We start from the raw sequence: 25,959 nt of genomic DNA, 5'->3' as shown, positions 1-25,959 counted from the left end.
TGTTTTTTTAAAGATGTGTTGTTAATGTTCTTAAGTTAGTGATGCGCTTGTAACTGTGATTATTTTCTGAATTTTTATAATCAAAATGAATGGTTTGCATACCTATTTTAGCTGCACCTTCAATATCGGCTTCAATATTATCACCAATCATAATGCTTTCCTCAGCAGTAGCTTTTGCCAAATTTAATGCAAAATTAAATATTTTAGGATTAGGTTTCTTAACGCCTACCATTTCAGAATTAGTAACGGTTTTAAAATAATGTTTAATATTTGAAGCTGCTAATTTTCTTTCTTGCACCTCCTCAAAACCATTTGTGATAATATGTAATTCGTATTTATCTTTTAGATAATCTAAAATTTCAAAAGTGCCGTCAAATAAGTGGTTAAATGTAGAGAGGTTATCGATATAAGATTCTGATAAATTATGAATCACAGCATCATCAACTAAAACCCCTAGACCATCAAATGCATCTTTTAAGCGGCCGTATCGCAAAGCCGATTTGGTAACTTTATCCTCTCTGAAAAGTTTCCAATAGTTAAAATTTATGGGTTCATAAACAGGTAGAAAATCATTGATTTCAATTTCAATTTTATTTAAATCAAAAATCTTTTCAAAGGTTAACCCAGAGTTTTTATCAAAATCCCAAAGCGTATGATCCAAATCGAAAAAAACATGCTTTATTTTACTCTTCATTCTGTAGTATCTAATATTAAATTGAATAGTGACCTAAAGCCATTCCAACGGTCTAAATTACTAAATGAATAGTTATGAAATACAGGAACAAAAGTACCATTTACGGCTTTTACTTCGTTTATAATTTTTTGTAAATGTTCTCTTTTATCTAATTCTGAATGGTATTTTAATAGTCCATAATCTAAGCATTGATAAGGATTGATTTGTAAGGGTGTTTGCACCTCAAAATCCAAATCATAAAACTGATATGGTGTACATGTACCAGCTCTAAACCCCATAGTATCTATATAGCCCATGGAATAATCTTCGTGCATTTCTAACTCCACCAAATTGCGATAAGACGTGGGTAAATTTAGTTTAGAAAACGAATGCCGAACGGCTTTAATGGCGCGATGAGTAATCGTTTCCATTTTGAGCTTTTCTTTTTTTAGTATTCTTATATCGTCTAAGGACAAATAGGATGCCTTAATACCAACATCGCAATAATCTGCTACCGATTTAATAAGCGACACAAACTGTTTTTTGTTGATATTTATGTTTTTATCATAGGTTGAATAATCACCAATCAAAAACAAAACCACAAACTTAATATTGTGCTTTTTCTGTTTTCTAATAATCCATTTAAAGGTATCATAAGGGTCGCGTTTAAAACCCATAATAACTAAATACCGTAGATACAATTGCTTTAACTTGAAGCGCCTTAGATCATTTATAGTTCCTCCTATGGTTCTTAAAAAGCCTTTATGTTTAAAATAATAGGCCATTGGAACATCTATAACAGGCTGAACGGTATATTTACGTTCCGGAAATTTATACTCTGGGAAACGTTCTTCTAAAACGGCTTTTAATTTATAGGCCCAGATATCTACAATGGGTTGATTTAAAAATTTATGCTCATAAGCCAAACTTTCTGAAGCTAAAAAACGACCATAATCATCCTTAACATGTGGCAAATACTCTTCGTATCTACTTAGTAAATAAAACGAAGCGGCAAAAATATCGAAGGGTAGATTACTTCGCTCACCTGTAGCAAAAAACCCTTTGGTATTATCCCATGCTTGAACATTAACCGAAATATCTGAGAGCCCATTTTCAAACAACAAATCATTACTTCTTACAAATAACTCATGACTGAGCGGTTGTTTTGCATAAGACATTTTAAGACTATCATGCGCTATAAAATCTTCTACTTTAGAGGTAAAACGCACCTCTACTCCCAAAATACGTTTACAAATATGCTTGAACGTATAAGTAACGCGAGGTGTAATTTTATGTGTATAAACTAATAACATTTGTGTGCTTAAATTCCAAATAGTAATCCAGACAGTTATTGGGATTGCTTCTAAAAGCTAAAAATAACAAATTCCATCTTCAATAGTTCATACTAATCAGTTGTTTTATCTATATCTTTTAGGAAAGTTAGAATTTATAATCTAGCATTTTATAGGATGCTTTCATCTGCAAAACTAAAATACGTTTGTTCAGTGATAATAAGATGATCTAAAACCGAAATATCTAAACTCTGCGCAGCAACTTTTAACTTATTGGTTAAGTTTTTATCCGATTGACTTGGTTTTAGGGTACCAGACGGATGATTATGGCATAATATTAAAGCCACAGCACCTACTTCTAATGCTTTTTTTAAGACCAAACGTACATCCACCAAAGTGCCTGTAATACCACCTTTGCTTAGTTGATTTTTCTTAATGACTTTATTTGAATTATTGAGGTAAAGAATCCAAAATTCTTCATGAGGTAAATCGCCAATTATAGGATGCATAACTTCAAAAACAGAACGACTAGATGTAATTTTATCTAATTGCAATACCTCCTCTAAACGTCGACGTCTTCCTAATTCTAAAGCCGCAGTAATAGTTATCGCTTTAGCTTCACCAATCCCTTTAAATTCCATTAACTGCGAAATAGACAGCTTTCCTAAGGCATTTAAATTGTTATTTACACTCGCAAAAATACGTTTGCAAAGTGCAACTGCGCTTTCATCTCTATTCCCCGAGCCTATTAAAATAGCTATTAATTCAGCATCAGTTAGCGACGCTTTTCCTTTATCTCTAAGCTTCTCACGTGGTTGATCGTCTTGTGACCAATTTTTAATTGAAAATGAATTTGGTTTCCCTGACATGCACTAAAGATAAAAAATTGTAAATTTCGACTATCATTAAAATTCAAATATTATGAAATCTATTTTTGAAGAACTTGCATACAAAGAAATAAAAGAGCGTTTAGAAACGCTAAATTCTGACACCAAATCTCAATGGGGAAAAATGGATGTCGGACAAATGGTTTGGCACTGCCAAGGCCCTTTAAACATTATGCTTGAAAGTAAAGATTACAACATAAAACCAAGTTGGTTAGCAAAACTATTTTTCAAGAAGTCTCTGTATAATGATAAGCCATGGTCTAAAGGGCTACCAACAGCCAAAACCTTAAAAACGAAGGATTCTAAAGATTTTAATTCTGAAATTTTAAAATTAACCCCATTAATTGATGAGAGTTATGCAAAAAGAGATAAAAACGAGTGGCGATCTCACCCAGCTTTTGGATACTTTACAGCACAACAATGGGGACAAATGCAATACAAACATTTAGATCATCATCTTAAACAATTTGGCGCATAAAAACAGGTATTAATTTATAAAAAAAGAAACAGTTGTACCCACCAAAACACCATCAAAACAACGATAGGGCTTCTATTATTGAGGTGATTAAAAGCTATCCTTTAGCTACTGTAATTTCAGTGAAGGATAACGAACCATTCATTACACATCTACCCTTAATTTATGACAACGACAAACTCATTGGGCATATAGACAAAAACAATCCACAAACACAGCTTTTAAAAGATAATAATAACGTTACAATTATTTTTAATGGTCCTGGCTGCTATATTTCACCAAGTATTTTTGAATCTACACAGCTACCTACTTGGAACTATATCAAAATACATTTAAAAGGTAAAGTAATTACTAACCCTGATAAAAAAGCACTAAAACAATCCTTGATAAGCATGACCGGTTTCTTGGAAGAACCAGACCATAAATACATTTTAAAAGCAAATAATCCTCAAATAGACAAAAATCTTGATTATATTGTAATGTTTGAAATTAGCATTTTACATTGGGAAGGCAAATTTAAACTGTCTCAAGACAAAAAATCAGATGACATTATTAAGGCTCACGAAGAATTAATTAGAGCCAACCAAACAAGTATTAAACAATTTTTACATAAAATACTCTAAATCTAAAATTATGAAATATCTATTTACATTAATTATTATTCCAATTCTATTTTTTAACACTAAAACTCAACAACAAAACGTTGCTGGCAAATGGATCGGCGAAGACCAAAATGAAATTGGTTATATCTTTTTCAACACCGATGGATATGCTGCTTTTGAAATTGAAGGCAAAACTATGGGAGGCGAAGAATTTGTTATGAATGGACAAAAAGGTAAAATGACTTACACTATTAATTATAAAACCACACCTATTGAAGTAGATTTTACAATGACTAAACTAGACTCCGGAGAATCTAAAAACATCCTCGGTATTATTGAATTTCTAGATAAGGATACGATGAATTTTGATATGAGTTTTGATAGCAAAAGACCAACAGAATTCGGAGAACGTTCAATAATTTTAAGACGTGTTAAGTAATTTTATGATTAAGTGATACGCCTAAAAAATATAATTATTTTTAAAACTCAATAGCATGAAAGATTTAAAGAAAGAAGATATTAAACAAGAAGTTTTCGATTTATACGATGACTATGCACACAACAAACTTAACCGAAGACAATTTGTTGAAAAACTATCTTTATATGCTGTTGGTGGTGTCACCATATCTTCATTATTAAGTTTTATGTCTCCTGATTATGTAAACAGTTTATTAGTAAAACCAGATGACCCAACATTAAACTCTGGATTTATAACTTACGAATCTCCAAAAGGAGGCGGCACCATAAAAGGATTGCTATCACAGCCAAAAGATTCTACAACCAAAGTCCCTGGAGTTATTGTTGTTCACGAAAACAGAGGTTTAAATCCCTACATTGAAGATGTGGGAAGGCGAACAGCCAAAGAAGGTTTTATTTCTTTAGCTCCAGATGCCTTATCACCACTTGGCGGTTATCCTGGTAATGACGATGATGGCAGAACCATGCAAAAAGAACGTAACCAACAAGAGATGCTTGAGGATTTTATTGCTGCCTATCATTATTTAAAAAATCATGAAAATTGTGACGGTAACGTTGGTGTTGTTGGCTTTTGTTTTGGGGGTTGGATCTCTAATATGATGGCTGTTAGAATTCCTGAATTAGGCGCTGCTGTTCCTTATTACGGTAGACAACCGGAAGCCGAAGATGCTGTAAAAATAAAAGCACCCTTACTCCTTCAATATGCAGAATTAGATACAAGAGTTAATGCTGGTTGGCCTGCTTTTGAAGAAATTTTGAAAGCAGAAAACATAACCTATACAGCTTATATGTATCCTGAAGTCAACCATGGCTTTCACAACAATACTACACCACGATATGATAAAGCAGCAGCAACATTATCTTGGAAACGAACTATCGCATTTTTTAAAGAGCATTTAAAATAAGTATGACCTATAGAAGCATTCTGATTTTATCTTTTTTTTGCTTTTACTCACTAGTATCTGCACAACACAAAGACTATAAACCTGTAAAGTTCCCCGAAACATACAGTGCTAAGATTGATGTCATTTACAAAGAAGTTGACGGTTGGAAAGGCCGCATAGATTTATACACTAATACAACATCAAAACAACCAACACCAATTGTTCTAAACATACATGGTGGTGGTTGGAATCATGGTGAAAAAGAATCACAAACAGGGTTTAGTACTTTTTTTAAAAATGGATACGCTGTTGCCAATGTTGCCTACCGTTTGGTTGATACCGCACCTGCTCCTGCTGCTATTGAAGATATAAGATGCGCCTTAATTTACCTCTATAACAATGCGACAACATTAAACATAGATACCTCTAAAATTGTGATTATCGGCGGTTCTTCAGGAGGACATTTGGCCTTAATGGCTGGGTTTTTAGAGAACAATACTACCTTTGATTCAGATTGCCATTATGAAGGCGAACTTAAAGTCGCAGCAATTATTAACAAATATGGTATTACCGATTTATCACCGCTAACTAAATCTAAATCGGTGAAGCGCTGGTTAGCTAAAAAAACGAAGGATAATGATTTTATAGCCTCTGTTTCACCTATCAATTACGTAACTAAAAACAGTCCGCCAACATTCACCGTTCATGGCGATGCCGACCCAATTGTGCCTTACTCACAGTCAGTAAGACTACATCGCCGTTTAAAAAATCATGGCGTTATGTCTGAGTTTCTAACCATTCCTAATGGTAAACATGGTGGTTTTTCTATAGAAGAACGAAAACTATATAGTGATAAAATGTGGGTGTTTTTGAAAAAGATAATTTAAATAGCGTTCGTTACTTTTTATAAACGTTAAATCAATAAAAAAACCTTCAATTCATATCCCTTTTTAATGCTTTTTCACTTTAATTAGCAGCTTTAAAAATCCAATAAAAAAACCCATGTCAATTACGCTTTTATCATCTCCTTTACAAGGCTTCACAGACTTCCGATTTCGGAATGCGTTTAACTATTATTTTGGTGGAATTGACACTTTTTATGCACCTTACATTCGGTTTAACAACAAGTTAATTATTAAAAATTCTTACAAGCTCGATTTACAACCTGAAAACAATTCAGAACTTGAAGTGATTCCACAAATCATGACTAATAGTGCTGATGAATTTCTTTTTGTAGTCGATTATATTCAAGAACTAGGCTACAAAGAACTCAACTGGAATTTGGGTTGCCCTTACCCTATGGTTACCAAGCGTGGCATGGGCTCTGGACTCATTTGTGATCCAGAAAAAATTAACCATATTTTAGACCGCGTACATAAAGAAACTAATATTACAGTTTCTATGAAAATGAGAATGGGTTACGAAAACCCGGAAGAAATATTAGACACCTTTCCTATATTAGATAATTACCCACTTAAAAACATCGCTATTCACGCTCGTATTGGTAAACAGCTTTATAAAGGGGGTGTTAATTTGGATGCTTTTCAGAAATGTATAGAAAGCACTAAGCATAAGTTATATTATAATGGCGACATTACTACGCTAACAAAGCAGAAAGAAATGCAAGCTCGTTTCCCTAGTATCGATCATTTTATGATTGGTAGAGGACTCATTGCTGATCCGTTTTTACCGCGTATGATTAAAAACAATACTACAGTATATCCTGAAAACAGGTGGGAAATTTTTAGAGAATTTCACAATACGATTTACCAACAATACGATGCTGCACTCTCTGGACCAACGCCTATAAAAATGAAAATGCAAGGCTTTTGGGAATACTTTTCACAGTCCTTTTCAAATCCTCAGAAGACATTTAAAAAAATAAAAAAAGCCAATAACCCAAGAGCATATCAGCAAGCCGTTAATGAAATATTAAACAATGAGTAGTTCTAAGTGATTATTTGATTTAAAATCTTAATCTTTAAATTTATACGCTACAATTTGTGCTCTTAATAATTTTCTTAGAACTTTGTAAGCGCTTTTACTAGGGCTTTAAAACCAAACGAAGTGCTAATTGAAAAACCTAAACCTCATAATGAGAAAACATAAAGCCATTCGATTTTTAATGGTTGCTACATTTGTATTTGTGTTGGTTACGTTTTTAACTATGATTGTAAAAACGCATTACCAAACAAATACATTAATAATCATCGCTGGTTTTCTCATACTACTCACTTTGTTTTTGGGGTATCGCTATCTAGATTTACATCACGAAGATTATGCTTACGAAAGAATAATCGTTGTTATTTGGGTACCTATTGGCGCTGTACTATGCTACCTATTAAACATTAACGCAGGATTAGGAAGTGTTTTATCGATGGGTATTGTAGGAGCACTAGCTTCATTTACACCTCAATTGAATAAAAAATCAAACTACTTAAAACAAATTCCGGCTTGTATCTACTGTGGTGCTTTTGTAGGTATGTCTAGTATAGAAACATCACCATCTATTGGTTTTGTAATCGCTGCGGGCACTTTAGCTGGATTATTTTTTATGATTTCTAAAAATTTATTCCTTGGTGTTGGCGGAAAATTAGGGACTATGGCATTTGCTGGAGTCATTACAGCTTCATTTATATATTGGGTGATTGTATGAATAACGTTATTCTTATCATAACAGGCATTATAGGTGCGACACTCACTTTTTATATTAGTGATAGACTGAGGCAAGGTGCTGTTAAAGCTTCAGCTTTATTATCATTAATTGTAGGACTATTTTTCTATTGTTTTCCTGAATTGCTAAATCCTTACTTAACCAAGCACATGCAAGTGGTATTTATTGGCGCTTCATTTATTGGTATGGTGTCATCGAGCACCTTAAAAAGTTATAGCTTACTAGCCATAGCCGCATGCTTATTTACTATTATCTATATAAGCAAAAAAAATGTATTTGATGGTTATGGTGGTGCACTCGGCACGCTTGCTTTTGTAGCGCTATTGAGTACTATGGCATTTGCAACTGCTGTTTCTCAACAAACCCAAATTAAGCAGAAAATTTCTGAAATGATTAAGAAGATCTTTAATCGTGAAAAATAAGTCTAAAGACAAAAATTAAGATAGAAAGCTATCTAAAAAAATCGAGTAGAACAACTTCAAAAAAACACAGCCACACAAAGCAATCATAAACCACTATTGAAGTCTATGAACAGCTATGTGTGGCTGTTATATTATATACTTGGCTACGAGAAATCTCTCTAGATTTTAAATATCCAAAGAAACACTTACCTCTTTCTTGTAGTCAGTGAGTAATTTTTAATCTTAAGCCTCTTTATCTCCAAAGTAAGATACCTCTCCTCCACTTAAGAAGTCTTCTCTTACAGGACTAAATGTATCAATTAGCATCCCTTCTTCTAAACAAACGGCACTATGCATTAAATTTGGCTCAATATAAACGCCATCTCCAGCTTCTACAATTTGCTTTTCGCCATTAATTTCAAATTCAAATTTACCTGAAACACAATACGTAGCTTGCGTATGAAAATGTTGATGAGGAGAACCTAATGCGCCTTTATCAAATTTTACTTGTACCATCATAATTTGGTTATCATAACCTAAGAACTTTCTTGATACGCCTCCACCAAGGACTTCCCATTCCATGTCTTTTGTGATGATGTACTTTTCACTAAATCTTTTCATTTTTTTGATATTTTGTTTTATTTGTAAAATAATAATGATGTAAGCAAGATAATTAATTTCTAATTCTTAGAGAAGTTAGAACTAGAAAATTTAGGCTCTTAATGTCCATATTGCAGTATTCCTTTTTCTTAAGTTAAATCCTAACTGATTTATTAGTATGACTAGTCTAATTTCGAATTTTGACAACCAACTAAACCCGTCTATTCTATTCTACTTTTGTAATCTAATCGATATGAATAGTCACCTAAATAATCCTCTTACAAATCGTATAAAAAAATCATAACTAAATCATTTTACAAAACATGCTGTAAGACTTTAAAGAAATTACCAACTAACGTATCTTTGACTTCAATAAAAATGCAAATTATGCAAGACAATAACATACGTAATTATATAAAACATGTTCTAACACAAATGCCTGCTGATTGGTTAAATCTAACAACCCATCGGTTAGACATCTACAATGAAAAATTAGCTAAAACAGAGTTTTTAGACCAGTTTGAAACGCTTTACAAAAAACAAAATGCTGATATTTCTACACTTACAGCATTACCAACAGCGTATGATTATATTCGTTTAGGTCATCCGCTTTCTAGTATTTTAGAATGGGGAATTGCACACTTAAATGGTCTTAACTCAGAAAATGTAATTAGTTTTTCATCTCAAACAGTTCCTATTCTGTCTATTTTAAGACATAATTTACTGCATCAGAAACGCACGCAAATTATATATAAAGATGAATTACCAGATACGTTTGATGCAGAACTTATAAAACGTGTCTACGGTTATGACTTCAAATTAACAAAAACAGATGATGTTTCTGCTATATTAAAATTTGAAGGTAGTACTGTTTTCATATCCCAACAAGACTATATTTCTAATATTGAACAGAATATTAATATTGACTTTCAAATCAATCTTTATCAAGATCTTGGAAGTGTTTTAGTGGTTAAAACCAAAGACAACGAACACTACGTTTCAGACATTCAGCATGTACGACGACGAGAAACTGTTGCTATGACGCCTTCAAATTCATTAATTGCTTTAAATGCTTTAGTCAGTCAAACTTCAATAGAAGCCACTAGTGGTAGTACAGATGCTAATAAACTAAGTGTCCTTAATTCTCTTAAAACCATTACAGGAACTACCGCAAAACCCTTAGTCGCTTCTAGTGGTTTATCTATGCAATATGCTATTATGATGGGATTAATTGATGATGCACAAGAAAATCATAGCGGAAAAGCCATTAAATTTATTGTACCTCCCAACTGTTATGGTGGCACTAATGATCAGGCTAGACGTGTGGCTGCTTGTTTAGACCATGTGGAGGTTGTAGATTTACCTGTAGATGGCGATAACGATATGGTACAAAGTATTCATTCCGTATTAACCCAAGTAGCGCTTGAAGATGCCGTGCCTTATATTATTGCCGAAATCCCAACTAATCCTAGAGTTGAAGTTCCAGATTTAGGCGCCTTAAAAGCCGCTTTAAGTGAGGAACGTAAAACAGCTGATGGCAACATTGCTATAGATCCTGTTTTTATTTTAGACCAAACCTTCTGCCCTAATGTTCATTTTTTAGGTGAAGGCGAAATTTTATCAACCGTAAGAACCATCTCTTATGCTAGTGGCTCTAAATTCCCAAGTGGCGGAAAATGTACTGCTGGCTATTGTGTTGCTAATAATAAAGCAGAAGCACTAATTGAAAACATAGAACGTCATTTAGCATTGTGCGACAATGAAGCAACCGACCATCAATACGAGATTTTAGCGACACAATTACCATCAATGAATCAAAGAATTGCGGATGCTTATAAAAACACTCGCGACTTTGTGAATTTTATACATGAAACACTTCCTGAAGCAAAAATCAATTTTGTTTCCGAAGCATTAGCCGAACAAGGATTTACGCCTTCAGTATTTTCATTAGACCTTCCTACAAAAGGGAATACAACAGAAGAGAAGGAAACCTACAAACGTGCTCTGAATCATAAATTGATTCAAATGATGATTACAGAAATTCCAGATGAAAGCAAATATTGTGTTAGCTACGGACAGTTAAAAGGCTGTTATTGGACGATTCCTGCAACCTCAACACAAGGCACCACAAAAGAAGGTGATAAAGACTACATTGCAAGAGTTTCTTTATCACCTGATATGGATTTGGAAATGCACAAAAAAGTGTTTTTAAAATTTGTAGCTAGTATTTAGAAAAATTACAAGCTTGAACTAAAATATTAATTTTAGCTAACATAGTCTCGACCTACAAGGTTTTGAATGTCTTGTAGGTCTATCAAGTTGGCAAACCATATCTACAAGGGAAAAAAACCTTGCAGGATATACAATATTACACCCAAGTATTGATTCACATTTATTTTTAATCATCACAATAATATAACACAAATGGAAATTTTAGACTGGATACAGAATTGGTTCAAAGATAATGCTGATGGCGAATGGGAAAAAGGGGATGCTATTCAGATTACCACTTTAGACAGTCCATTAGGTTGGGATGTTGAAATAGACATTTCAAATACCTCTATTGCTAACCTTGAAATCAAATGGATTCTTAACGAAAACGGAAAACAAGATTGGTACGGTGTAAAAATTCAAAATCAACGTTTCAGAGCAGCGGGTGATGCCAGTAAATTGACTTATCTATTGAATTTATTTAGAGAAATGATTGAGAAGATTGAGAATGAATAATGTTTCATTTGTTTAATATATTTTATAACACAGAAACTCAAACTATCACACTCCTACTTCTGTAGGAGTACTTTTACGTCATCAAAATCTAAACCTCCATAGTTACCCGAACTCATTAACAACAACGACTTATTATCAAAGTTCTGTGAAAACAAAAAGTCTTTAAATTCTTTTGGGTTGGTGTAAATTATTAAATCATCGCGTTCAAAAGCATTCGCGATTTGCTCTTTGGTTACTTCTTCTAGTTTTTTAATTTCAACGGCATGTGGCGAGTAAAATACTACGGCAACATCTGCAGCATCTAAAGCACCTTTATATTCTTTTAGGAATTCGGCATTTAAGCTACTGTAAGTATGTAATTCTAAACAAGCCACTAAAGTTCGGTCGCTAAATTGTTCTTTTACAGCTTTGGTTGTGGCCTCTACTTTACTTGGTGAGTGTGCAAAATCTTTATAAGCTACGCTTGTCTTCGATTCTGCAATTTTCTCTAAACGTTTGCTAGCGCCTTTAAACGTTGAAATGGCTTCGTAGAAATCGTCCTCATCTATGCCCATATGTTGGCAAATCCATTTGGCTCCAGCTAAGTTATTTAAATTATGTGCCCCAAAGATTTCAATTGGCATTGGCCCTTCAGGTGTATCTAATAAGGTTTCACCATTTTCAACGGTATATTCTGGCGTTTTATAAGCAATCTTTCTGATTTGGTTTTCTGAGGCTTCCACAACCCGTTTTACTTCAGCATCTTCTTCGTTGTAATTAATACTTCCCCCCGTAACAATAGAATCTACAAAAATGCTAAACTGCTTTACATAGTTTTCATAGGTCGGAAATACATTAATATGATCCCAAGCAATACCACTTAACAAAGCAATATTAGGTTTGTATAAATGAAATTTTGGTCGTAAATCTATTGGTGAACTTAAATATTCATCACCTTCTAACACCATAAAATCATTGTCTTCGGTAAGTTTTACCATCACATCAAAACCGTCGAGTTGTGCACCTACCATATAATCCACATCACGATCGTGATAATGCATTACATGTAAAATCATAGACGTTATCGTGGTTTTACCATGACTTCCTCCTATAACTACGCGTGTTTTATTTTTGGCTTGTTCGTATAAAAACTCAGGATAGCTGTAAATTTTTAAGCCGAGTTCTTGGGCTTTTAGCAATTCTGGGTTATCAGCTTTAGCGTGCATCCCTAAAACAATAGCATCTAAATCTGAAGTAATTTTTTCAGGATACCAACCATAAGATTCTGGAAGCAAACCCTTAGCTTCTAATCGCGATTTTGAAGGTTCAAAAATAGTATCATCACTTCCAGTGACTTTATATCCTTTATTGTGAAGTGCTAAGGCTAAATTGTGCATTGCTGCACCACCAATTGCTATAAAATGTACGTTCATTGTATCCTTAAAATATATAGTGTAAAAATACTATAAGTTTTTTGAAAAGAGAAGAACTTACAGGCATACCTTAAGATCATAAAAGGCTCTAGTGATTTGAATAACAATCTATAATTAAGAGTAATTCTTCTTACTATTATGAGCTAAAAGTCACTTAAAGTAACGTATATAATCTATAACACTTACGAGGTCTCAACTGCGTTTAACCATACCGACTATCAACCAGCAACTAAAGCTCCGGATTTACAGCCAAACTATTAAAAAGCTTAGCTTTAGTACTGAAGAATTTATTCTGAATCGCTATAGCTTTTAATTGCCCATCAATAAGTTTAGACTCTCTAGAATTCACTAAAAACAATGAACTTTCTCCTAGTTGAAATTTACGCTCTTCAGCTTGCAACATTTTTTGATAATCTGAAACCATTTCTAAGGTAATTTTATTTTGAATGCTGTAGGATTCTAACTCTTGTTTTAAAGCTGTAATTTTATTTTGAAGACTTACACGCGTGGCATCAATTTCAAACGCTACATCTTGTTGTTTTATTTTTGCTAATTTTAAATCTCCACGTTCTTTTCTTAAAAACAATGGAAAACTAATTGATAATCCTCCTTTATAATCTGCCGTATTAAATGTTTGTGTTACAGCTGGTTTTTCGGTTAAAAAATTATACTCGGCATTAATTTTAGGCAATAGTTTATTAGCTTGTAATTGCCGTTCTACATCCAAACTCTCTAATTTATAATTCAGAGATAACATTTTTGGATGTTCCTCTAAAATTGAACTTTGCGCTCTTAACTGATTAATATCAAAAGTAGAATCTACAATAGACTCTGAATTAACATCTGGAATTATATCGGGTTGTAATTCCACTGGTACATTATTCTCTAACCATAAAAAATTAGATAATTCTAAAGCAGCTTTCATTAGTTTCACTTTAGATTGCTCTAAGCTTAATTTTCTATTATTAACTGCTATTCGAGCTTCAGTAGCTTCTATTTCTGCATTTTCGCCAACTTCAACTCCTTTTTGTATTCCTGTGTAACGCAGCTCTGCATTCCCTAAAATATTTTCAAATAATTTAAGTTCGTTATAGGCTTCTAACCATTTAAAATAAACCAAAGCTGCATCGTACAATATAGTATTCACAGAAATATCTCTGTCTAACTTGGCTTGTTCTCTATACAACTTGGCTTGTTTTAACGCTGCCATTCTATTATTTATCCATAAACCTTGACCTAAAGGAACGGAAACACCAGCACTGTACAACCCATTATCTGGCACAGTAGATTCTGGATTTAAATAATAACCTGAATTATCATCAAAAGCAGCTTTAACCTCAACTCCAAACCACGTTGGAATTTTAAATGTACCATTGAGTTTATCGTAATATCCTGTATTATTGAACTCCTTCTGACTGTAATCAACGTCTAACTTTGGATCGAAAGCGCCTCTAGATTTCATTAATTTCGCCTGACTTTCATCAATGAGTAATTCGGCTTGTTTTACAATAGGATGAAATTTTTTAACAAACCCTAAATATTCATCAAAACGAAGGATTTTAGACTCCTCAATAGACTGTGAGAATCCAAAATACGTATAGCCAATAAAAAGTAGTGTTAATACATATTTCATTTTACTTAATTTTAGTATTAGCAGCCGTTTCTGGCTTATAATAATTTGGAGGAAAACCGTTAAGTTGTCTCCATAATTCATACCAAATAGGCACATCTTCTAATAACGCCATAGTATATGCTCCTGAACCTGCTCTAATCGCCGATGGCCACGCTTGAGTGTCTTCATCTGGCGCTAATAAAACTCTAAATTTTCCGTTTGGACTTATAAAATTTTCTACGGCAACTACTTTTGCGCCATAAGTTCCGTAAGATATATCTGGCCATCCGCTAAAAATCATTGCTGGCCAACCATCGAATTGCACACGTACTTTTTCTCCAATATTAATTAACGGCAAATCGATAGGAGACACGTATGTTTCCACAGCTAAATCTACAGTGGCAGGCATTATACCCACCAGAGCCTCACCTTCTTTAAAGGTTTGTCCAACACCTCCTCTTATGGCTTTATTGATATAACCATCATAAGGTGCTCTTACAAAACGTAAATCGTTACGCATTTGATAATTAGAATACGCATTATCTAATTTAGAGACTTGAGCTTCAGTATCAAACTGGCTAGATTGCGCAGTGTACTTATCACTTTGTGCTTTTGATATTTTATCGGCATACATAGCTCTAACGCGTGAAATTTCGACTTGTGCATTAATAATTTCATTTCGACTTGCTAACAACTTATTTTCTTGAGAAATTAATTTCGCCTCGGTTTCCTGAAGTTTCAATTTAGCATCCTCAACATCTTTTGTTGCTTTAAACCCTTCCTCCTTTAAAGTTGCTGTTCTTTTGTATTTAGACTGCGCAATTGCAATATTAGTTTTTGCAGCTTCAAAATCTATACTGTCACTTTTCACTTTTAATTTAGACTGCAACAATTTATTTTTAGCTTGCTCTAACTTTAGAGTGCGCTCATTAGACAAAGCTGCAATTTGCCGATCTAAAGCTTTTACTTTTTCTTCGTAAGAGCCAACGGATTGAACTTTTGAATTTCGTTGTTCTGCAGTTCTTTTTACTAATTCGGGATCAAAGTATTCGCTTTTAATTTCTGAAATCTGCATGATGGTATCGCCTTTTGCTACAAAATTGCCTTCTGAAACATACCACTTTTCTATTCTACCTGGAATGGGAGACTGAATGGTTTGTGGTCTTTGGTCTAAACTTAAAGTGGTAACATTACCCTTACCAGAGATATTTTGAGTCCATGGTAAAAACAAAATAAAACCACCTACAATCGCAGAACCTAATAGAAACCAGTTAAAATACTTATAGTATCTGCCATTAAAAATACGCTGACCTGACTTAAATTTTTTTAAATCTACAGACTTGTTTAACTGGTTATGACTTATGTTTAACATTGTAAATTTATTTAAATGATTTCTCCTTTTTTAAGGGTAATGACCTGTGTACAATTCTTCATCCAATCGTTAGTTTTACTTGCCACGACCAGCGCCCAAGGGTTGGAGTCATCCATTAAGAAATTAACAATGCGTTCCGCTTCCTTTGGTTCAAAATATTCTAAAGGATCTTCTAAAATTAAGAGCCTTGGTTTGTTCACAATAGCTCTAGCTAAAGCGATTTTTTTAGTAATTGTAAATGATGTTTGTTTTCCTTCTGGATTTAAAATAGTATTTAATCCTTTTGGGCTTTCCTTTACAAATTGACCTAACTCCACTTTATTAATTGCCCACCATAATTGTTCTTCTGAGATATTAGTATTTCCAAAAGTGATATTTTCTCTTATAGTCGCTTCAAAAGGTGTTTCATCAGAAAGTGACAAACCCACATGAGACCTGTAATTATTGATGTTTATATTTTTTAAATCGTGATTATTAACAAAAACACGTCCTTTGGTTGGTTCTACAACGCCACCTATTAAACGTAATAAACTAGATTTACCCGAACCGCTTTCTCCTGTCACCAATAATTTACAATCTTTACTTATTTTTAAAGATATTTTTCTTAAAATATGTAATTCCCTATTAGGTACTCCATATGAAACATTCTCTAATTCTACATTAAAATCACCATTAAAATGAGGCTTATCTCCTTCTTGATTTTCGATTTCTTTATCAACCACTTGTCCCATTTTTTCTAATGATGTTAAAACATCATAAAACGATTCTAGCCTAAGAATTAATTTCTCTACAGAAGCAATGACCAATAAAATAATAATTTCTGCGGCAACAAATTGCCCAATATTCATTTCCTGATTTAACACCAACAATCCACCTATTAATAATAAACCTGCAGTAACTAAAACTTTAAAGCCTATCATTTGTATAAATTGAATAACTAATATTCTAAAATGTTTTTCTCTAGACTCTAAATAATCATGAACTAAATCATCATTTTTATTAATGGCTAATGATGTTTGACCAGATAACTTAAAACTAACAACAGCTCTAGCAACTTCCTGAATCCAATGTGCAACCTTATACTTATATTTAGACTCAACTAAACTTGTATCCATACCAGATTGAGCTGTGAATTTAAATACGATATAAATTAGAATCAATAATAGAATTCCAAAAGCAATAAAAAACGGATGGTAAAAAGACAATAAAATCAATGCAAACACAATCTGTAAAATAGCTTCTGGTATATCTACCAATATTTTAGCTAATCCTTTTTGAATGTTCAAAATATCGAAAAACCTATTTGCCAATTCTGGTGGATAATGATTCCTTAATTCACTCATTTTAATTTTAGGAAAACGATATGTAAACTCAAATGAAGCTCGCATAAAAATGCGCTGTTGTATAGTTTCAATAATTCGTAATTGCATTAATTGTAATACACCAACAAAGGCAACACCTAGAGTCACTAAAATCACTAAAACAATCCAAGATGTACTCACCTGAGCCCCTTGTAACAAGTTAATTATAGCTTGAATTCCTAAGGGTAAAGACAAACTTAATAATCCTGAAAATATAGCATAATAGATAACTTGCAAAATATCTCTTTTTTCAAGTTTTATTAGCCCTACAAATCGCTCCCAAGGCGACATAACTTCTTTCTTTTTCATCTATGGTTACTTGGTTATAGTTATAGCATTCACAGCTAATTCCTTAAAAAAATCTGAAGGTGAGATATTAGCATCACAATCTGTAATAGAAGTAAAATGCGCTTTTAAAAAATGCTGATGCAACGCACCATCCACAATAGTACTTGCTAAACTAGATGCAAATTTATAGTCTGCATTTATTTCTAATATCATATCTCTTAAACGCTTAACCAAACGTTTATAAACTATAAAATAACCTTGCTTATTTTCAATATCGACCTCTTTAGTTAAGTAGGATTTAGAAGACTCATTAATAATGATTTTATTTAGCAGAATTTCATTAATATGTGAAAAGGTATCGTCTTTTTCAATTGTTTTTGTAACCACTTCTATGGCCTTTAACAGCTTCTTTGTAGGATTATGCACATTATATGTTGTAAACACCATTTGGTATTCAATCCATGCCCAATACCAAGATGTTAAATACAGTAAGAGTTTGTGTTTACTTTCAAAATAGCGATAAATAGAACTCTCATTAGATCCAATTTCTACGCCTAGTTTTTTAAAAGTAAAACAATCAAAACCTATCTTATCTATAAGAAGTATACTATGTTCAATTATTCGTTTGCCTAATTTAGACGACTCAGGGTCCTTAAGATAAATCTTATCAGGTACTGAAATTTTCAAATTTGAAAGTAAACTTTTCATATTAACATTATTTAATTGCAAATATGATAGTAATACTATTACTTTTGAAAAAATTAACAAAAAATTATCTCTTTTGGTTCTAGAGACCTATGGTATAAAAACTAAATATTTAGGATTTACAACTTAGAAATAGTTGTTCTTTCTTCTTGAAACACATCAATATCTGGTAAGCCAGAAATAGCTTTATTGATCCAAAGTAGGGCTTCTGTTTTATCATTTTTGTGCTTATATATTTGCGCTAAACGGTAATAAGCCCATTCTTTTGGCACACCATCTTTGGCCGAATGATTCGCGAGGTAAACCTTTAGCATTTGCTCACCTTTTTCTAATTGAATATTATAATCGGCACAGACTTTACCAATCTGATAATGCATGGCATTGCGTTGGTGTTTATCCTTGGCTTCCTCTAGGTTATCAATGGCTTTTTCGGGTTGCTTTTGGCCTTCATAGAAATCGGTTAACTTTTCATAACAAGTTACAGAACCACCTACTTTTATAGCGCGTCTGTAATATTTTTCAGCAAGTTCAGGTTCATCATCATACTCATAAACATAGCCTTTGGCCAAGTAACCATCTACTTTAGATAGTTGCTCTAATTCTTCAGCATAACGCAGCGCTTTAGAAAAACTTCCACCAACAATACCAGGTAATGACACATACAACTCTACCAAGGCCCAACGTGCCTCAATATGGTTTGGGTCTAGCTGTGCTGCTTTATGGAACGATTCCTTAACATCACCAATAATTCCAAGCGCTTTAATCTTATTGATACTTAAGGCTTTCATCCCTAAAGCACCACCATATTTATAGTGATAATTGGCATTATTAGGTCGTTTTTGTTTTAAAATTTGATATTGAACGATGGCTTCATCCCATTTTTCTTGATAGCCATACGCATCACCTAAGAGTTCTATAGCTTTTAGATTATTAGGATTAGACTCCAAGAACGTCGTTATTTCGTTTTGTGCTTTTACAAATTCTTTTTTCGCGATAAACGCCTCAGCGTTCTCAACAGATGTTTGAGAAAAACCAGAAATCGTAAGTAATAAAACAAACAAAAATTTATACATAAAACAAAAGGTTACTTTATGCGAAAATACAATATAATATCGCTTACAATCCTTGACGAATTGTTAACTTCACTCATCTAAATGAGACAATAACTCATTAGCACTATTTTTGGAATACAATTTGAATGTATTTTGTTGAAAAATAATTTTATGAAAAACTATATCGCTATACTTATGCTCATCTGCTTTGCTTCTTTCTCTAATGCCCAAAATGATTTTGAAAATCAATGGAAAGAGGTCACTAAACTCGAAAACGAAGGACTTACCAAAAGTGCCTCTGAACTCGTAGAAACCATTTACCAAAAAGCAGATAAAGAGGGTAATAAACAGCAACAGATTAAAGCATTATTGCATATTAGCAAGTACATGCTAATTCTTGAAGAAGATGCGCAACTCAATATTGTAAATCGATTTAAAATCGAAATCGAATCCACGGAAGACATAGTTACCAAGCAGCTACTAGAAAACATGCTAGCCACTATGTATTGGCAGTATTTTCAGCAGAATCGTTATCAATTTTACAACAGAACCAAAACCTCTGAAAAAGTAAGCGATGATTTTAGAACTTGGGATTTACAGACTTTATTTAATGAGGTCCACACCCATTTTCAATGCTCGCTTCAGAACGCACCTTTGTTACAGCAAGAATTATTAAGCGATTATACCTTACTCTTAAATGAACAAGAAAACTCTAAAGATTATCGCCCAACCTTATATGATTTATTAAGTCATAATGCCTTAACATTTTATAAAACAGACGAAAATAGCATCACGCAACCCGCTTACAAGTTTACTATTAACAACAATCATTTTATTGCCGATAGCGAAATTTTTATTAATGCTGATTTAGCATCAAAAGACACCTTATCACTTCAACGAAATGCCCTAAAAATTTATCAAAACCTATTAAAGTTTCATCGTAAAAATCAAGTTTCAAAAGCTTTTGTAACTGTGGACATTGAGCGCTTAAATTTTGTTGCTCAACATGCTACATTTTCAGAAGTAGATAACAAACTTCTAAATACATTAAAGTCAAAATCAGACCAATTAAGTTCTTCAGATTTATCTGCTTTATATGATTATGAAATTGCTGCCATCTATAAAAAGCAAGGCGATTTTTATGACACAAATCTTGAAGACAACAACCTCAACACTGAAAACCGTTGGAAATTAAAAAAGGCCATCGCACTTTGTAATTCGGCAATTTTAAAATTCCCTAAAAGCATAGGCGCTCAAAAATGTACGGTTTTAATTGAGCAAATTCAACAGCCCAATTTACGTTTACAAACTGAAGAATTTATTGGCATTAATTCGCCTTCTAAATTATTAGTCAACTATAAAAATTTAGAACACTTAAATTTCAATATATATAAGGTTTCTCAAAAGGATTTAGAACGCTTTAATCATATTTACAGAGAAGACGAAAAGGAAACATTTTTTAAAAACTTGAATCCTGTTAAAACATTTTCAAGCGCATTAAAATCAGAAGGTGATTACCAGAATCACAGCTCAGAAATTGTAATTCCTAATTTGGTAAATGGATTGTATATTGTTAAAGCAGATACTGATGCTGATTATGCTGTTTTTGCAACGGCACATATTCAAGTTACTAATTTAGCCTTGGTAGAAAGTACCGAAGGTGACACGCAATTTTATCAAGTTATCAATAGACATCATGGAAAACCATTAAGTCATACCAAAGTAGAATTATCATATAAAAATTATAAGAATAAACAATTTACCAAATCACTTACAACAGACCGCTTTGGAAAATTTGAATTTAAAAAAGATAAAAATTATTATAGAAACGTTCAGATAAAAGTCAGTTCTAAAGACGACATCGGATATTTTGGCAACTATTATATTAACCGTTCTTACGTTCAAAACAAAAACAAAGACACCCAATATCGGAACTTTTTATTTACCGACCGAAGCATTTACAGACCTGGACAAACGGTTTACTTTAAAGGCATCGCCACTAAATCTAAAAATGGAAAAACGGAAGTTTCAGCAGATGAAGCGGCTAAAATAAGATTGAAAAATGTTAACGGCGAAGTAGTAAGTGAACTCTCATTACAAACCAATGCATTTGGTTCTATACATGGCGAATTCATATTACCAAATAATGGTTTAACTGGTAATTACACTATTGAACTATTTTCTAACAATACGACCTACACCTCTATTTCTGTTGAAGAATATAAACGCCCAAAATTCAAACCCGAATTTCAACCGATTACCGAAACCTTTAAAATAAATGACAGCATTACTGTAAAAGGAACTGCCATTGCTTTTGCTGGTAGTAATATCACGGATGCTAAAGTGGTTTATCGCGTCAAACGAAATGTACGTTTACCTCGTTGGTATTATTGGAGAAGACCATATTCTGATACAAATGCACAAGAAATCAGCTTTGGAGAGACTAAGACGAATGCTAAAGGTGAATTTAAAATTACCTTTAAAGCCCTGCCAGTTGAAGGTGTTTCTAAAGATAACCTTCCTGTTTTTAATTATGAAATCACAGCAGATATTACTGATTTAAATGGTGAAACACGCTCTACATCTACCATTGTTAATGTTGGTTATCATGCCATGACACTCAGCATCGGTGCTCCTCAGCAAATTGACAAAGAAAAAAAAGAAATAGAAGTCACCTTAACAACTCAAAATCTTAATGGTGAATTCGTTCCAGCAAAAGGCGAAATAAAAATCTACAAGCTAAAGGCTCCTGATCGTGTTTTAAGAAGCAGACCTTGGCAAGCACCAGATTACCAAAACCTTTCTAAAGAAGAATTTAAACAGCTATTCCCTCATGAACCTTACAATAACGAAGACCAATTGACCCATTGGGAAAAAGGCGAGACAATATTTAGCACAAAATTTGATACCGAAAAAGAAAAAACCATTTCCTTAAAAAAACTTCACAAATGGGAATCTGGACAATATATTATGGTTGCAGCAACCGAAGATAAATTTGGGCAAACCGTAAAAGACCAAGTCTTTACTTTACTGTTTAGTGATAAAGACATAACAGTTGCAGATAACCAATTATACAAAGCGCAATTAGACCAAACAAGTTATGATACCAATTCTATGGCAAAACTGACTTTGGGTTCTGCTGCAGAAAACATAACCGTCACCGTTGAAATTGAAAAGGACAATACCATTATAATGACACAATTGGTTGTACTGAACAATTCTAAACAGACAATTAGCATTCCTGTTCTAGAAAGCGATAAGGGAGGTTTTACAATTCACACCTCATTTGCTGCTTTCAATACATTTAAATCGCAAAGTCTTAACGTGAATGTTCCTTATCCTAAAACCGATTTAGAAATTGAAACCACAACATTTAGAGATAAAATGCAACCAGGACAAGATGAAATGTGGCGTTTTAAAATTAAAGGTCCTAAAGGCGATAAAGTAGCTGCAGAATTATTAGCTAGTATGTACGATGCCTCTTTAGACGAATTTAAATCTCACAATTGGAATTTTAACCCCATTAATAATCCTGTGTATTATGGACAAATCCATAAAAATTCGAGACAAAGTTTTGGGACCACTAATTTTAGAGTGTTCCATAATTTTAACATATCTAGCTATTACCCGAGCCAAAGACGTGATGAATTAAATTGGTTTGGATTTTATATTGGGAATAATCATTACCAATATGCTAAAAGAAAAAGACTTGCATCATCAACAGATACTTTAGAAACAAGAGAAGAAATCGCTACAACAACAGTAGACGAAGTCCTATCCGGACAAGCAGCTGGCGTAAATATAGCTCATGGACCAGGAGAACCTGGCCAAGATGCTACGATACTAATTAGAGGTCGAAACTCAACAGGTAATCATACAAGTCCTTTATATATTGTAGATGGCGTACCTGTTGATGAAAATACATTTCGAAGCCTGAATGAAAGTGATATTATAAACATGAATGTTTTAAAAGGAGCGGCAGCAACTTCACTTTACGGAAATAGAGGTGCTGGTGGAGTCGTTGTCATTAAAACAAATAACGCTTCTCTCAATAGTGAAACTATAAAAATTAGAGAAAACCTCAACGAAACCGCTTTCTTTTTTCCTCAATTACAAACTGACGAAGACGGTAATGTCAGCTTCAACTTTAAAGCACCAGAAGCCTTAACGAAATGGAAATTACAATTATTAGCACATACTAAAACTTTAGAAAGTACCGTAATGCAATTAGAAGCGGTGACTCAAAAAGAACTGATGGTGATACCTAACACCCCACGTTTTTTAAGAGAAGGTGATAAAATTAGCATCAGTGCCAAAATTGCGAATCTTACAGAGCAGGAATTATCGGGTATTGCACAATTAATTTTGACCGATGCTATGACAGGTAAACCGATTGATACAAAACTTTCAAATTCGAATAACACATCCAATTTTATTGTTGATGAGAATGGTAATACACAAGTCTCTTGGAGTTTGAATATTCCAAAAAACATTCAAACTGTACAATATAAAGTGATTGCTAAAGCAGGAGACTTTAGCGACGGCGAACAAAATGCCCTACCTGTTTTATCTAACAGAATGATGGTTACCGAAACGCTTCCAATGTGGGTGCCTTCTAACGAAACTAAAACATTCACATTAGACAAGTTGAAAAATCAAACTTCAACAACGCTTACCAATCATAAGTTAACTTTAGAGATGACATCTAATCCGGCCTGGTATGCCGTACAAGCATTGCCTTACTTAATGGAATATCCTTATGAATGTAATGAGCAAACGTTTTCACGCTACTATGCGAATGCTTTAGCACAACATATTGTAACCTCGAATCCGAGAATTGAAGCTGTTTTTAACCAATGGAAATCGACAGATGCATTACTTTCTAATTTAGAAAAGAACCAAGAATTGAAATCCTTACTGATTCAAGAAACCCCTTGGCTACGTGATGCACAGTCGGAAACCGAACAAAAAAAACGCATTGCCTTATTATTCGATTTGAATAAGATGACTAACGAATTACAATCGGCTTTAAGAAAACTTAAGACCAATCAGCACAGTTCTGGAGCTTGGCCTTGGTTTAATGGCGGACGTGATAATCGTTTTATCACGCAACATATTATTGCAGGTTTCGGGCATCTCAAGCAACTAAATGTCACTTCGAGCGCAGTCGAGAAGTCTCTAATTAAAAACGCCCTAAACTATTTAGACACCCAATTTGTTCAAGAATACAAAGACATTAGAAAATATGATAAAGATGCCGACTTAAGCAAAGACCATTTATCGCATACGCAATTGCATTATTTATACACCCGAAGCTTTTTCCCTGAAATGTCGCCTTCAAAAGAAGTGCAAGACATCATGGAGTATTACCAAACTCAAATTCAAAAGTATTGGTTAAAACGTTCATTATATTCAAAAGGTTTAATGGCTTTAACGATGAATCGAATAAACGATACCAAAACTGCTGGTAAAATTGTTAAGTCTTTGAAAGAAAACAGTATTACGTCTGATGAATTGGGTATGTACTGGAAAGACAACAGCAACTCATGGCATTGGTACCAAGCACCCATTGAAACCCAAGCCTTAATGGTGGAAGTATTTTCGGAAGTTGGCACGGTTATTCAGAGTGAAGCAAAGAATCTAGAAACAGTAGACAACCTAAAAATCTGGTTACTAAAAAATAAACAAACCAACCGTTGGAAAACCACTAAAGCGACTACCGAAGCCGTTTATGCTTTATTATTGCAAGGAAGTGATTGGCTAAGCGTCACAGAGCAAGTGGACGTTAAAGTAGGAAATGAAACGATTTCACCTTCAACATTAGAAGACGTAAAAATAGAAGCTGGAACGGGTTATTATAAAACGTCATGGTGTGGTTCTGAAATTAAACCAGAACAAGCCAATGTAACGATTACTAAAAAAGGTGAAGGCATTGCTTGGGGCGCTTTATACTGGCAATATTTTGAAGATTTAGACAAAATCACTTCAGCAGAAACCCCTTTAAAGTTAAGTAAGAAATTATTCTTAAAATCGAATACTGGTAAAGGTGAAGAAATCACGGAAATTACTTCAACTAGTAAATTAAAAGTTGGTGATTTAGTTAGAGTTCGGATTGAATTAAGAACCGATAGAACTATGGAATTTGTACATCTTAAAGATATGCGTGCCGCTGGTTTAGAGCCTATAAATGTACTATCGCAATACAAATGGCAAGATGGATTGGGTTATTACGAAAGCACAAAAGATGCCGCTACTAACTTCTTTATGGATTATTTACCAAAAGGGGTTTATGTATTTGAATACGATTTACGCGTAAATAATGCTGGCGATATGAGTAATGGCATTAGCACTATTCAAAGTATGTACGCACCAGAATTTAGTAGCCATAGTGAAGGGGTCAGAATTCAAGTTAAGCAATAAAAATCAATTATTTAATATCTTATATTTAAGAAAACAAGCAATAAC

The 25,959-nt window shown here is 33.4% G+C and carries 21 protein-coding genes; 11 read left to right on the top strand and 10 right to left on the bottom strand.

Annotated elements, in window-relative coordinates; all coding sequences use genetic code 11:
• Window positions 1-7: 7 nt before the first annotated feature.
• The 3 genes from HM982_RS17050 to radC all read right to left on the bottom strand — a co-directional run bounded on the left by HM982_RS17050 (window position 8) and on the right by radC (window position 2,834).
• Window positions 8-694, bottom strand: a complete 687-nt coding sequence (locus HM982_RS17050) for a YjjG family noncanonical pyrimidine nucleotidase (RefSeq protein WP_179354542.1) — start codon at window positions 692-694, stop codon at window positions 8-10.
• The gene (locus HM982_RS17045) at window positions 691-1,986 is read right to left on the bottom strand and encodes a polysaccharide deacetylase family protein (RefSeq protein WP_179354541.1); all 1,296 of its coding nucleotides are present in this window, start codon (window positions 1,984-1,986) and stop codon (window positions 691-693) included. Before HM982_RS17045 ends, HM982_RS17050 begins: the two co-directional genes overlap by 4 nt.
• 149 nt (window positions 1,987-2,135) lie before the next feature.
• The gene (radC, locus tag HM982_RS17040; protein ID WP_179354540.1) at window positions 2,136-2,834 is read right to left on the bottom strand and encodes a RadC family protein; all 699 of its coding nucleotides are present in this window, start codon (window positions 2,832-2,834) and stop codon (window positions 2,136-2,138) included.
• Window positions 2,835-2,886: 52 nt separating this feature from the next.
• Here radC and HM982_RS17035 point away from each other — a divergent pair, with 52 nt between their 5' ends.
• The 8 genes from HM982_RS17035 (at window position 2,887) to HM982_RS17000 (ending at window position 8,386) form a co-directional block, all read left to right on the top strand.
• The gene (locus tag HM982_RS17035; RefSeq protein WP_179354539.1) at window positions 2,887-3,330 is read left to right on the top strand and encodes a DUF1569 domain-containing protein; all 444 of its coding nucleotides are present in this window, start codon (window positions 2,887-2,889) and stop codon (window positions 3,328-3,330) included.
• 32 nt (window positions 3,331-3,362) lie between these two features.
• Window positions 3,363-3,950, top strand: a complete 588-nt coding sequence (locus tag HM982_RS17030) for an FMN-binding negative transcriptional regulator (RefSeq protein ID WP_179354538.1) — start codon at window positions 3,363-3,365, stop codon at window positions 3,948-3,950.
• A gap of 10 nt (window positions 3,951-3,960) precedes the next feature.
• Window positions 3,961-4,368, top strand: coding sequence for a hypothetical protein (locus HM982_RS17025; RefSeq protein ID WP_179354537.1), 408 nt, complete (start codon window positions 3,961-3,963; stop codon window positions 4,366-4,368).
• Between the two features lie 55 nt (window positions 4,369-4,423).
• The gene (locus HM982_RS17020) at window positions 4,424-5,311 is read left to right on the top strand and encodes a dienelactone hydrolase family protein (RefSeq protein WP_179354536.1); all 888 of its coding nucleotides are present in this window, start codon (window positions 4,424-4,426) and stop codon (window positions 5,309-5,311) included.
• A 2-nt stretch (window positions 5,312-5,313) separates the two neighbouring features.
• A complete protein-coding gene (locus HM982_RS17015) occupies window positions 5,314-6,177 on the top strand; it encodes an alpha/beta hydrolase (RefSeq protein ID WP_179354535.1) in 864 nt (287 codons plus the stop codon).
• A 115-nt stretch (window positions 6,178-6,292) separates the two neighbouring features.
• The gene (locus HM982_RS17010; protein WP_179354534.1) at window positions 6,293-7,237 is read left to right on the top strand and encodes a tRNA dihydrouridine synthase; all 945 of its coding nucleotides are present in this window, start codon (window positions 6,293-6,295) and stop codon (window positions 7,235-7,237) included.
• 148 nt (window positions 7,238-7,385) lie between these two features.
• Window positions 7,386-7,946: a hypothetical protein gene (locus tag HM982_RS17005; RefSeq protein ID WP_179354533.1), complete on the top strand. Its 561-nt coding sequence runs from the start codon at window positions 7,386-7,388 to the stop codon at window positions 7,944-7,946.
• Window positions 7,943-8,386, top strand: a complete 444-nt coding sequence (locus HM982_RS17000; RefSeq protein WP_218849887.1) for a hypothetical protein — start codon at window positions 7,943-7,945, stop codon at window positions 8,384-8,386. Before HM982_RS17005 ends, HM982_RS17000 begins: the two co-directional genes overlap by 4 nt.
• A gap of 222 nt (window positions 8,387-8,608) precedes the next feature.
• Here HM982_RS17000 and HM982_RS16995 read toward each other — a convergent pair whose 3' ends face one another.
• Window positions 8,609-8,986: a cupin domain-containing protein gene (locus tag HM982_RS16995; RefSeq protein ID WP_179354531.1), complete on the bottom strand. Its 378-nt coding sequence runs from the start codon at window positions 8,984-8,986 to the stop codon at window positions 8,609-8,611.
• A gap of 366 nt (window positions 8,987-9,352) precedes the next feature.
• Between HM982_RS16995 and HM982_RS16990 the strand changes: the two genes are divergently transcribed.
• Window positions 9,353-11,197 (top strand): PLP-dependent aminotransferase family protein, encoded by a 1,845-nt coding sequence (locus HM982_RS16990; RefSeq protein WP_179354530.1) that lies wholly within the window; start codon window positions 9,353-9,355, stop codon window positions 11,195-11,197.
• Window positions 11,198-11,389: 192 nt separating this feature from the next.
• Window positions 11,390-11,692 carry an immunity 53 family protein gene (locus tag HM982_RS16985; protein WP_179354529.1) on the top strand — a complete coding sequence of 101 codons (303 nt, stop codon included), beginning with the start codon at window positions 11,390-11,392 and terminating at the stop codon, window positions 11,690-11,692.
• A 53-nt stretch (window positions 11,693-11,745) separates the two neighbouring features.
• Here the strand turns inward: HM982_RS16985 and HM982_RS16980 are convergent, their stop codons facing one another.
• The 6 genes from HM982_RS16980 to HM982_RS16955 form a co-directional block, all read right to left on the bottom strand.
• Window positions 11,746-13,104: a UDP-N-acetylmuramate--L-alanine ligase gene (locus HM982_RS16980; protein ID WP_179354528.1), complete on the bottom strand. Its 1,359-nt coding sequence runs from the start codon at window positions 13,102-13,104 to the stop codon at window positions 11,746-11,748.
• A 229-nt stretch (window positions 13,105-13,333) separates the two neighbouring features.
• Window positions 13,334-14,737: a TolC family protein gene (locus HM982_RS16975; protein ID WP_179354527.1), complete on the bottom strand. Its 1,404-nt coding sequence runs from the start codon at window positions 14,735-14,737 to the stop codon at window positions 13,334-13,336.
• A 1-nt stretch (window position 14,738) separates the two neighbouring features.
• Window positions 14,739-16,088 carry an HlyD family secretion protein gene (locus HM982_RS16970; RefSeq protein ID WP_179354526.1) on the bottom strand — a complete coding sequence of 450 codons (1,350 nt, stop codon included), beginning with the start codon at window positions 16,086-16,088 and terminating at the stop codon, window positions 14,739-14,741.
• 11 nt (window positions 16,089-16,099) lie between these two features.
• Window positions 16,100-17,758: a peptidase domain-containing ABC transporter gene (locus HM982_RS16965; RefSeq protein WP_179354525.1), complete on the bottom strand. Its 1,659-nt coding sequence runs from the start codon at window positions 17,756-17,758 to the stop codon at window positions 16,100-16,102.
• 6 nt (window positions 17,759-17,764) lie between these two features.
• Window positions 17,765-18,445 carry a TetR/AcrR family transcriptional regulator gene (locus HM982_RS16960; RefSeq protein ID WP_179354524.1) on the bottom strand — a complete coding sequence of 227 codons (681 nt, stop codon included), beginning with the start codon at window positions 18,443-18,445 and terminating at the stop codon, window positions 17,765-17,767.
• A gap of 116 nt (window positions 18,446-18,561) precedes the next feature.
• Complete coding sequence (locus HM982_RS16955; protein WP_179354523.1) at window positions 18,562-19,515, bottom strand: tetratricopeptide repeat protein; 954 nt, start codon at window positions 19,513-19,515, stop codon at window positions 18,562-18,564.
• A 150-nt stretch (window positions 19,516-19,665) separates the two neighbouring features.
• Here HM982_RS16955 and HM982_RS16950 point away from each other — a divergent pair, with 150 nt between their 5' ends.
• Entirely contained in the window at window positions 19,666-25,914 is a 6,249-nt protein-coding gene (locus tag HM982_RS16950; RefSeq protein ID WP_179354522.1) for an alpha-2-macroglobulin family protein, read from the top strand.
• The last annotated feature ends 45 nt before the right edge of the window (window positions 25,915-25,959 follow it).

Source organism: Winogradskyella vidalii (assembly GCF_013403955.1).
Taxonomy (GTDB): domain Bacteria; phylum Bacteroidota; class Bacteroidia; order Flavobacteriales; family Flavobacteriaceae; genus Winogradskyella; species Winogradskyella vidalii.
This window is presented reverse-complemented; position numbering and strand designations above follow the sequence as displayed.

What these genes read in the sequence shown, in the direction of transcription:
- HM982_RS17050 (WP_179354542.1), bottom strand. Translation starts at nt 694, where the DNA reads ATGAAGAGTAAAATAAAGCATGTTTTTTTCGATTTGGATCATACGCTT.
- HM982_RS17045 (WP_179354541.1), bottom strand. Translation starts at nt 1,986, where the DNA reads ATGTTATTAGTTTATACACATAAAATTACACCTCGCGTTACTTATACG.
- radC (WP_179354540.1), bottom strand. Translation starts at nt 2,834, where the DNA reads ATGTCAGGGAAACCAAATTCATTTTCAATTAAAAATTGGTCACAAGAC.
- HM982_RS17035 (WP_179354539.1), top strand. Translation starts at nt 2,887, where the DNA reads ATGAAATCTATTTTTGAAGAACTTGCATACAAAGAAATAAAAGAGCGT.
- HM982_RS17025 (WP_179354537.1), top strand. Translation starts at nt 3,961, where the DNA reads ATGAAATATCTATTTACATTAATTATTATTCCAATTCTATTTTTTAAC.
- HM982_RS17020 (WP_179354536.1), top strand. Translation starts at nt 4,424, where the DNA reads ATGAAAGATTTAAAGAAAGAAGATATTAAACAAGAAGTTTTCGATTTA.
- HM982_RS17015 (WP_179354535.1), top strand. Translation starts at nt 5,314, where the DNA reads ATGACCTATAGAAGCATTCTGATTTTATCTTTTTTTTGCTTTTACTCA.
- HM982_RS17010 (WP_179354534.1), top strand. Translation starts at nt 6,293, where the DNA reads ATGTCAATTACGCTTTTATCATCTCCTTTACAAGGCTTCACAGACTTC.
- HM982_RS17005 (WP_179354533.1), top strand. Translation starts at nt 7,386, where the DNA reads ATGAGAAAACATAAAGCCATTCGATTTTTAATGGTTGCTACATTTGTA.
- HM982_RS17000 (WP_218849887.1), top strand. Translation starts at nt 7,943, where the DNA reads ATGAATAACGTTATTCTTATCATAACAGGCATTATAGGTGCGACACTC.
- HM982_RS16995 (WP_179354531.1), bottom strand. Translation starts at nt 8,986, where the DNA reads ATGAAAAGATTTAGTGAAAAGTACATCATCACAAAAGACATGGAATGG.
- HM982_RS16990 (WP_179354530.1), top strand. Translation starts at nt 9,353, where the DNA reads ATGCAAGACAATAACATACGTAATTATATAAAACATGTTCTAACACAA.
- HM982_RS16985 (WP_179354529.1), top strand. Translation starts at nt 11,390, where the DNA reads ATGGAAATTTTAGACTGGATACAGAATTGGTTCAAAGATAATGCTGAT.
- HM982_RS16980 (WP_179354528.1), bottom strand. Translation starts at nt 13,104, where the DNA reads ATGAACGTACATTTTATAGCAATTGGTGGTGCAGCAATGCACAATTTA.
- HM982_RS16975 (WP_179354527.1), bottom strand. Translation starts at nt 14,737, where the DNA reads ATGAAATATGTATTAACACTACTTTTTATTGGCTATACGTATTTTGGA.
- HM982_RS16970 (WP_179354526.1), bottom strand. Translation starts at nt 16,088, where the DNA reads ATGTTAAACATAAGTCATAACCAGTTAAACAAGTCTGTAGATTTAAAA.
- HM982_RS16965 (WP_179354525.1), bottom strand. Translation starts at nt 17,758, where the DNA reads ATGAAAAAGAAAGAAGTTATGTCGCCTTGGGAGCGATTTGTAGGGCTA.
- HM982_RS16960 (WP_179354524.1), bottom strand. Translation starts at nt 18,445, where the DNA reads ATGAAAAGTTTACTTTCAAATTTGAAAATTTCAGTACCTGATAAGATT.
- HM982_RS16955 (WP_179354523.1), bottom strand. Translation starts at nt 19,515, where the DNA reads ATGTATAAATTTTTGTTTGTTTTATTACTTACGATTTCTGGTTTTTCT.
- HM982_RS16950 (WP_179354522.1), top strand. Translation starts at nt 19,666, where the DNA reads ATGAAAAACTATATCGCTATACTTATGCTCATCTGCTTTGCTTCTTTC.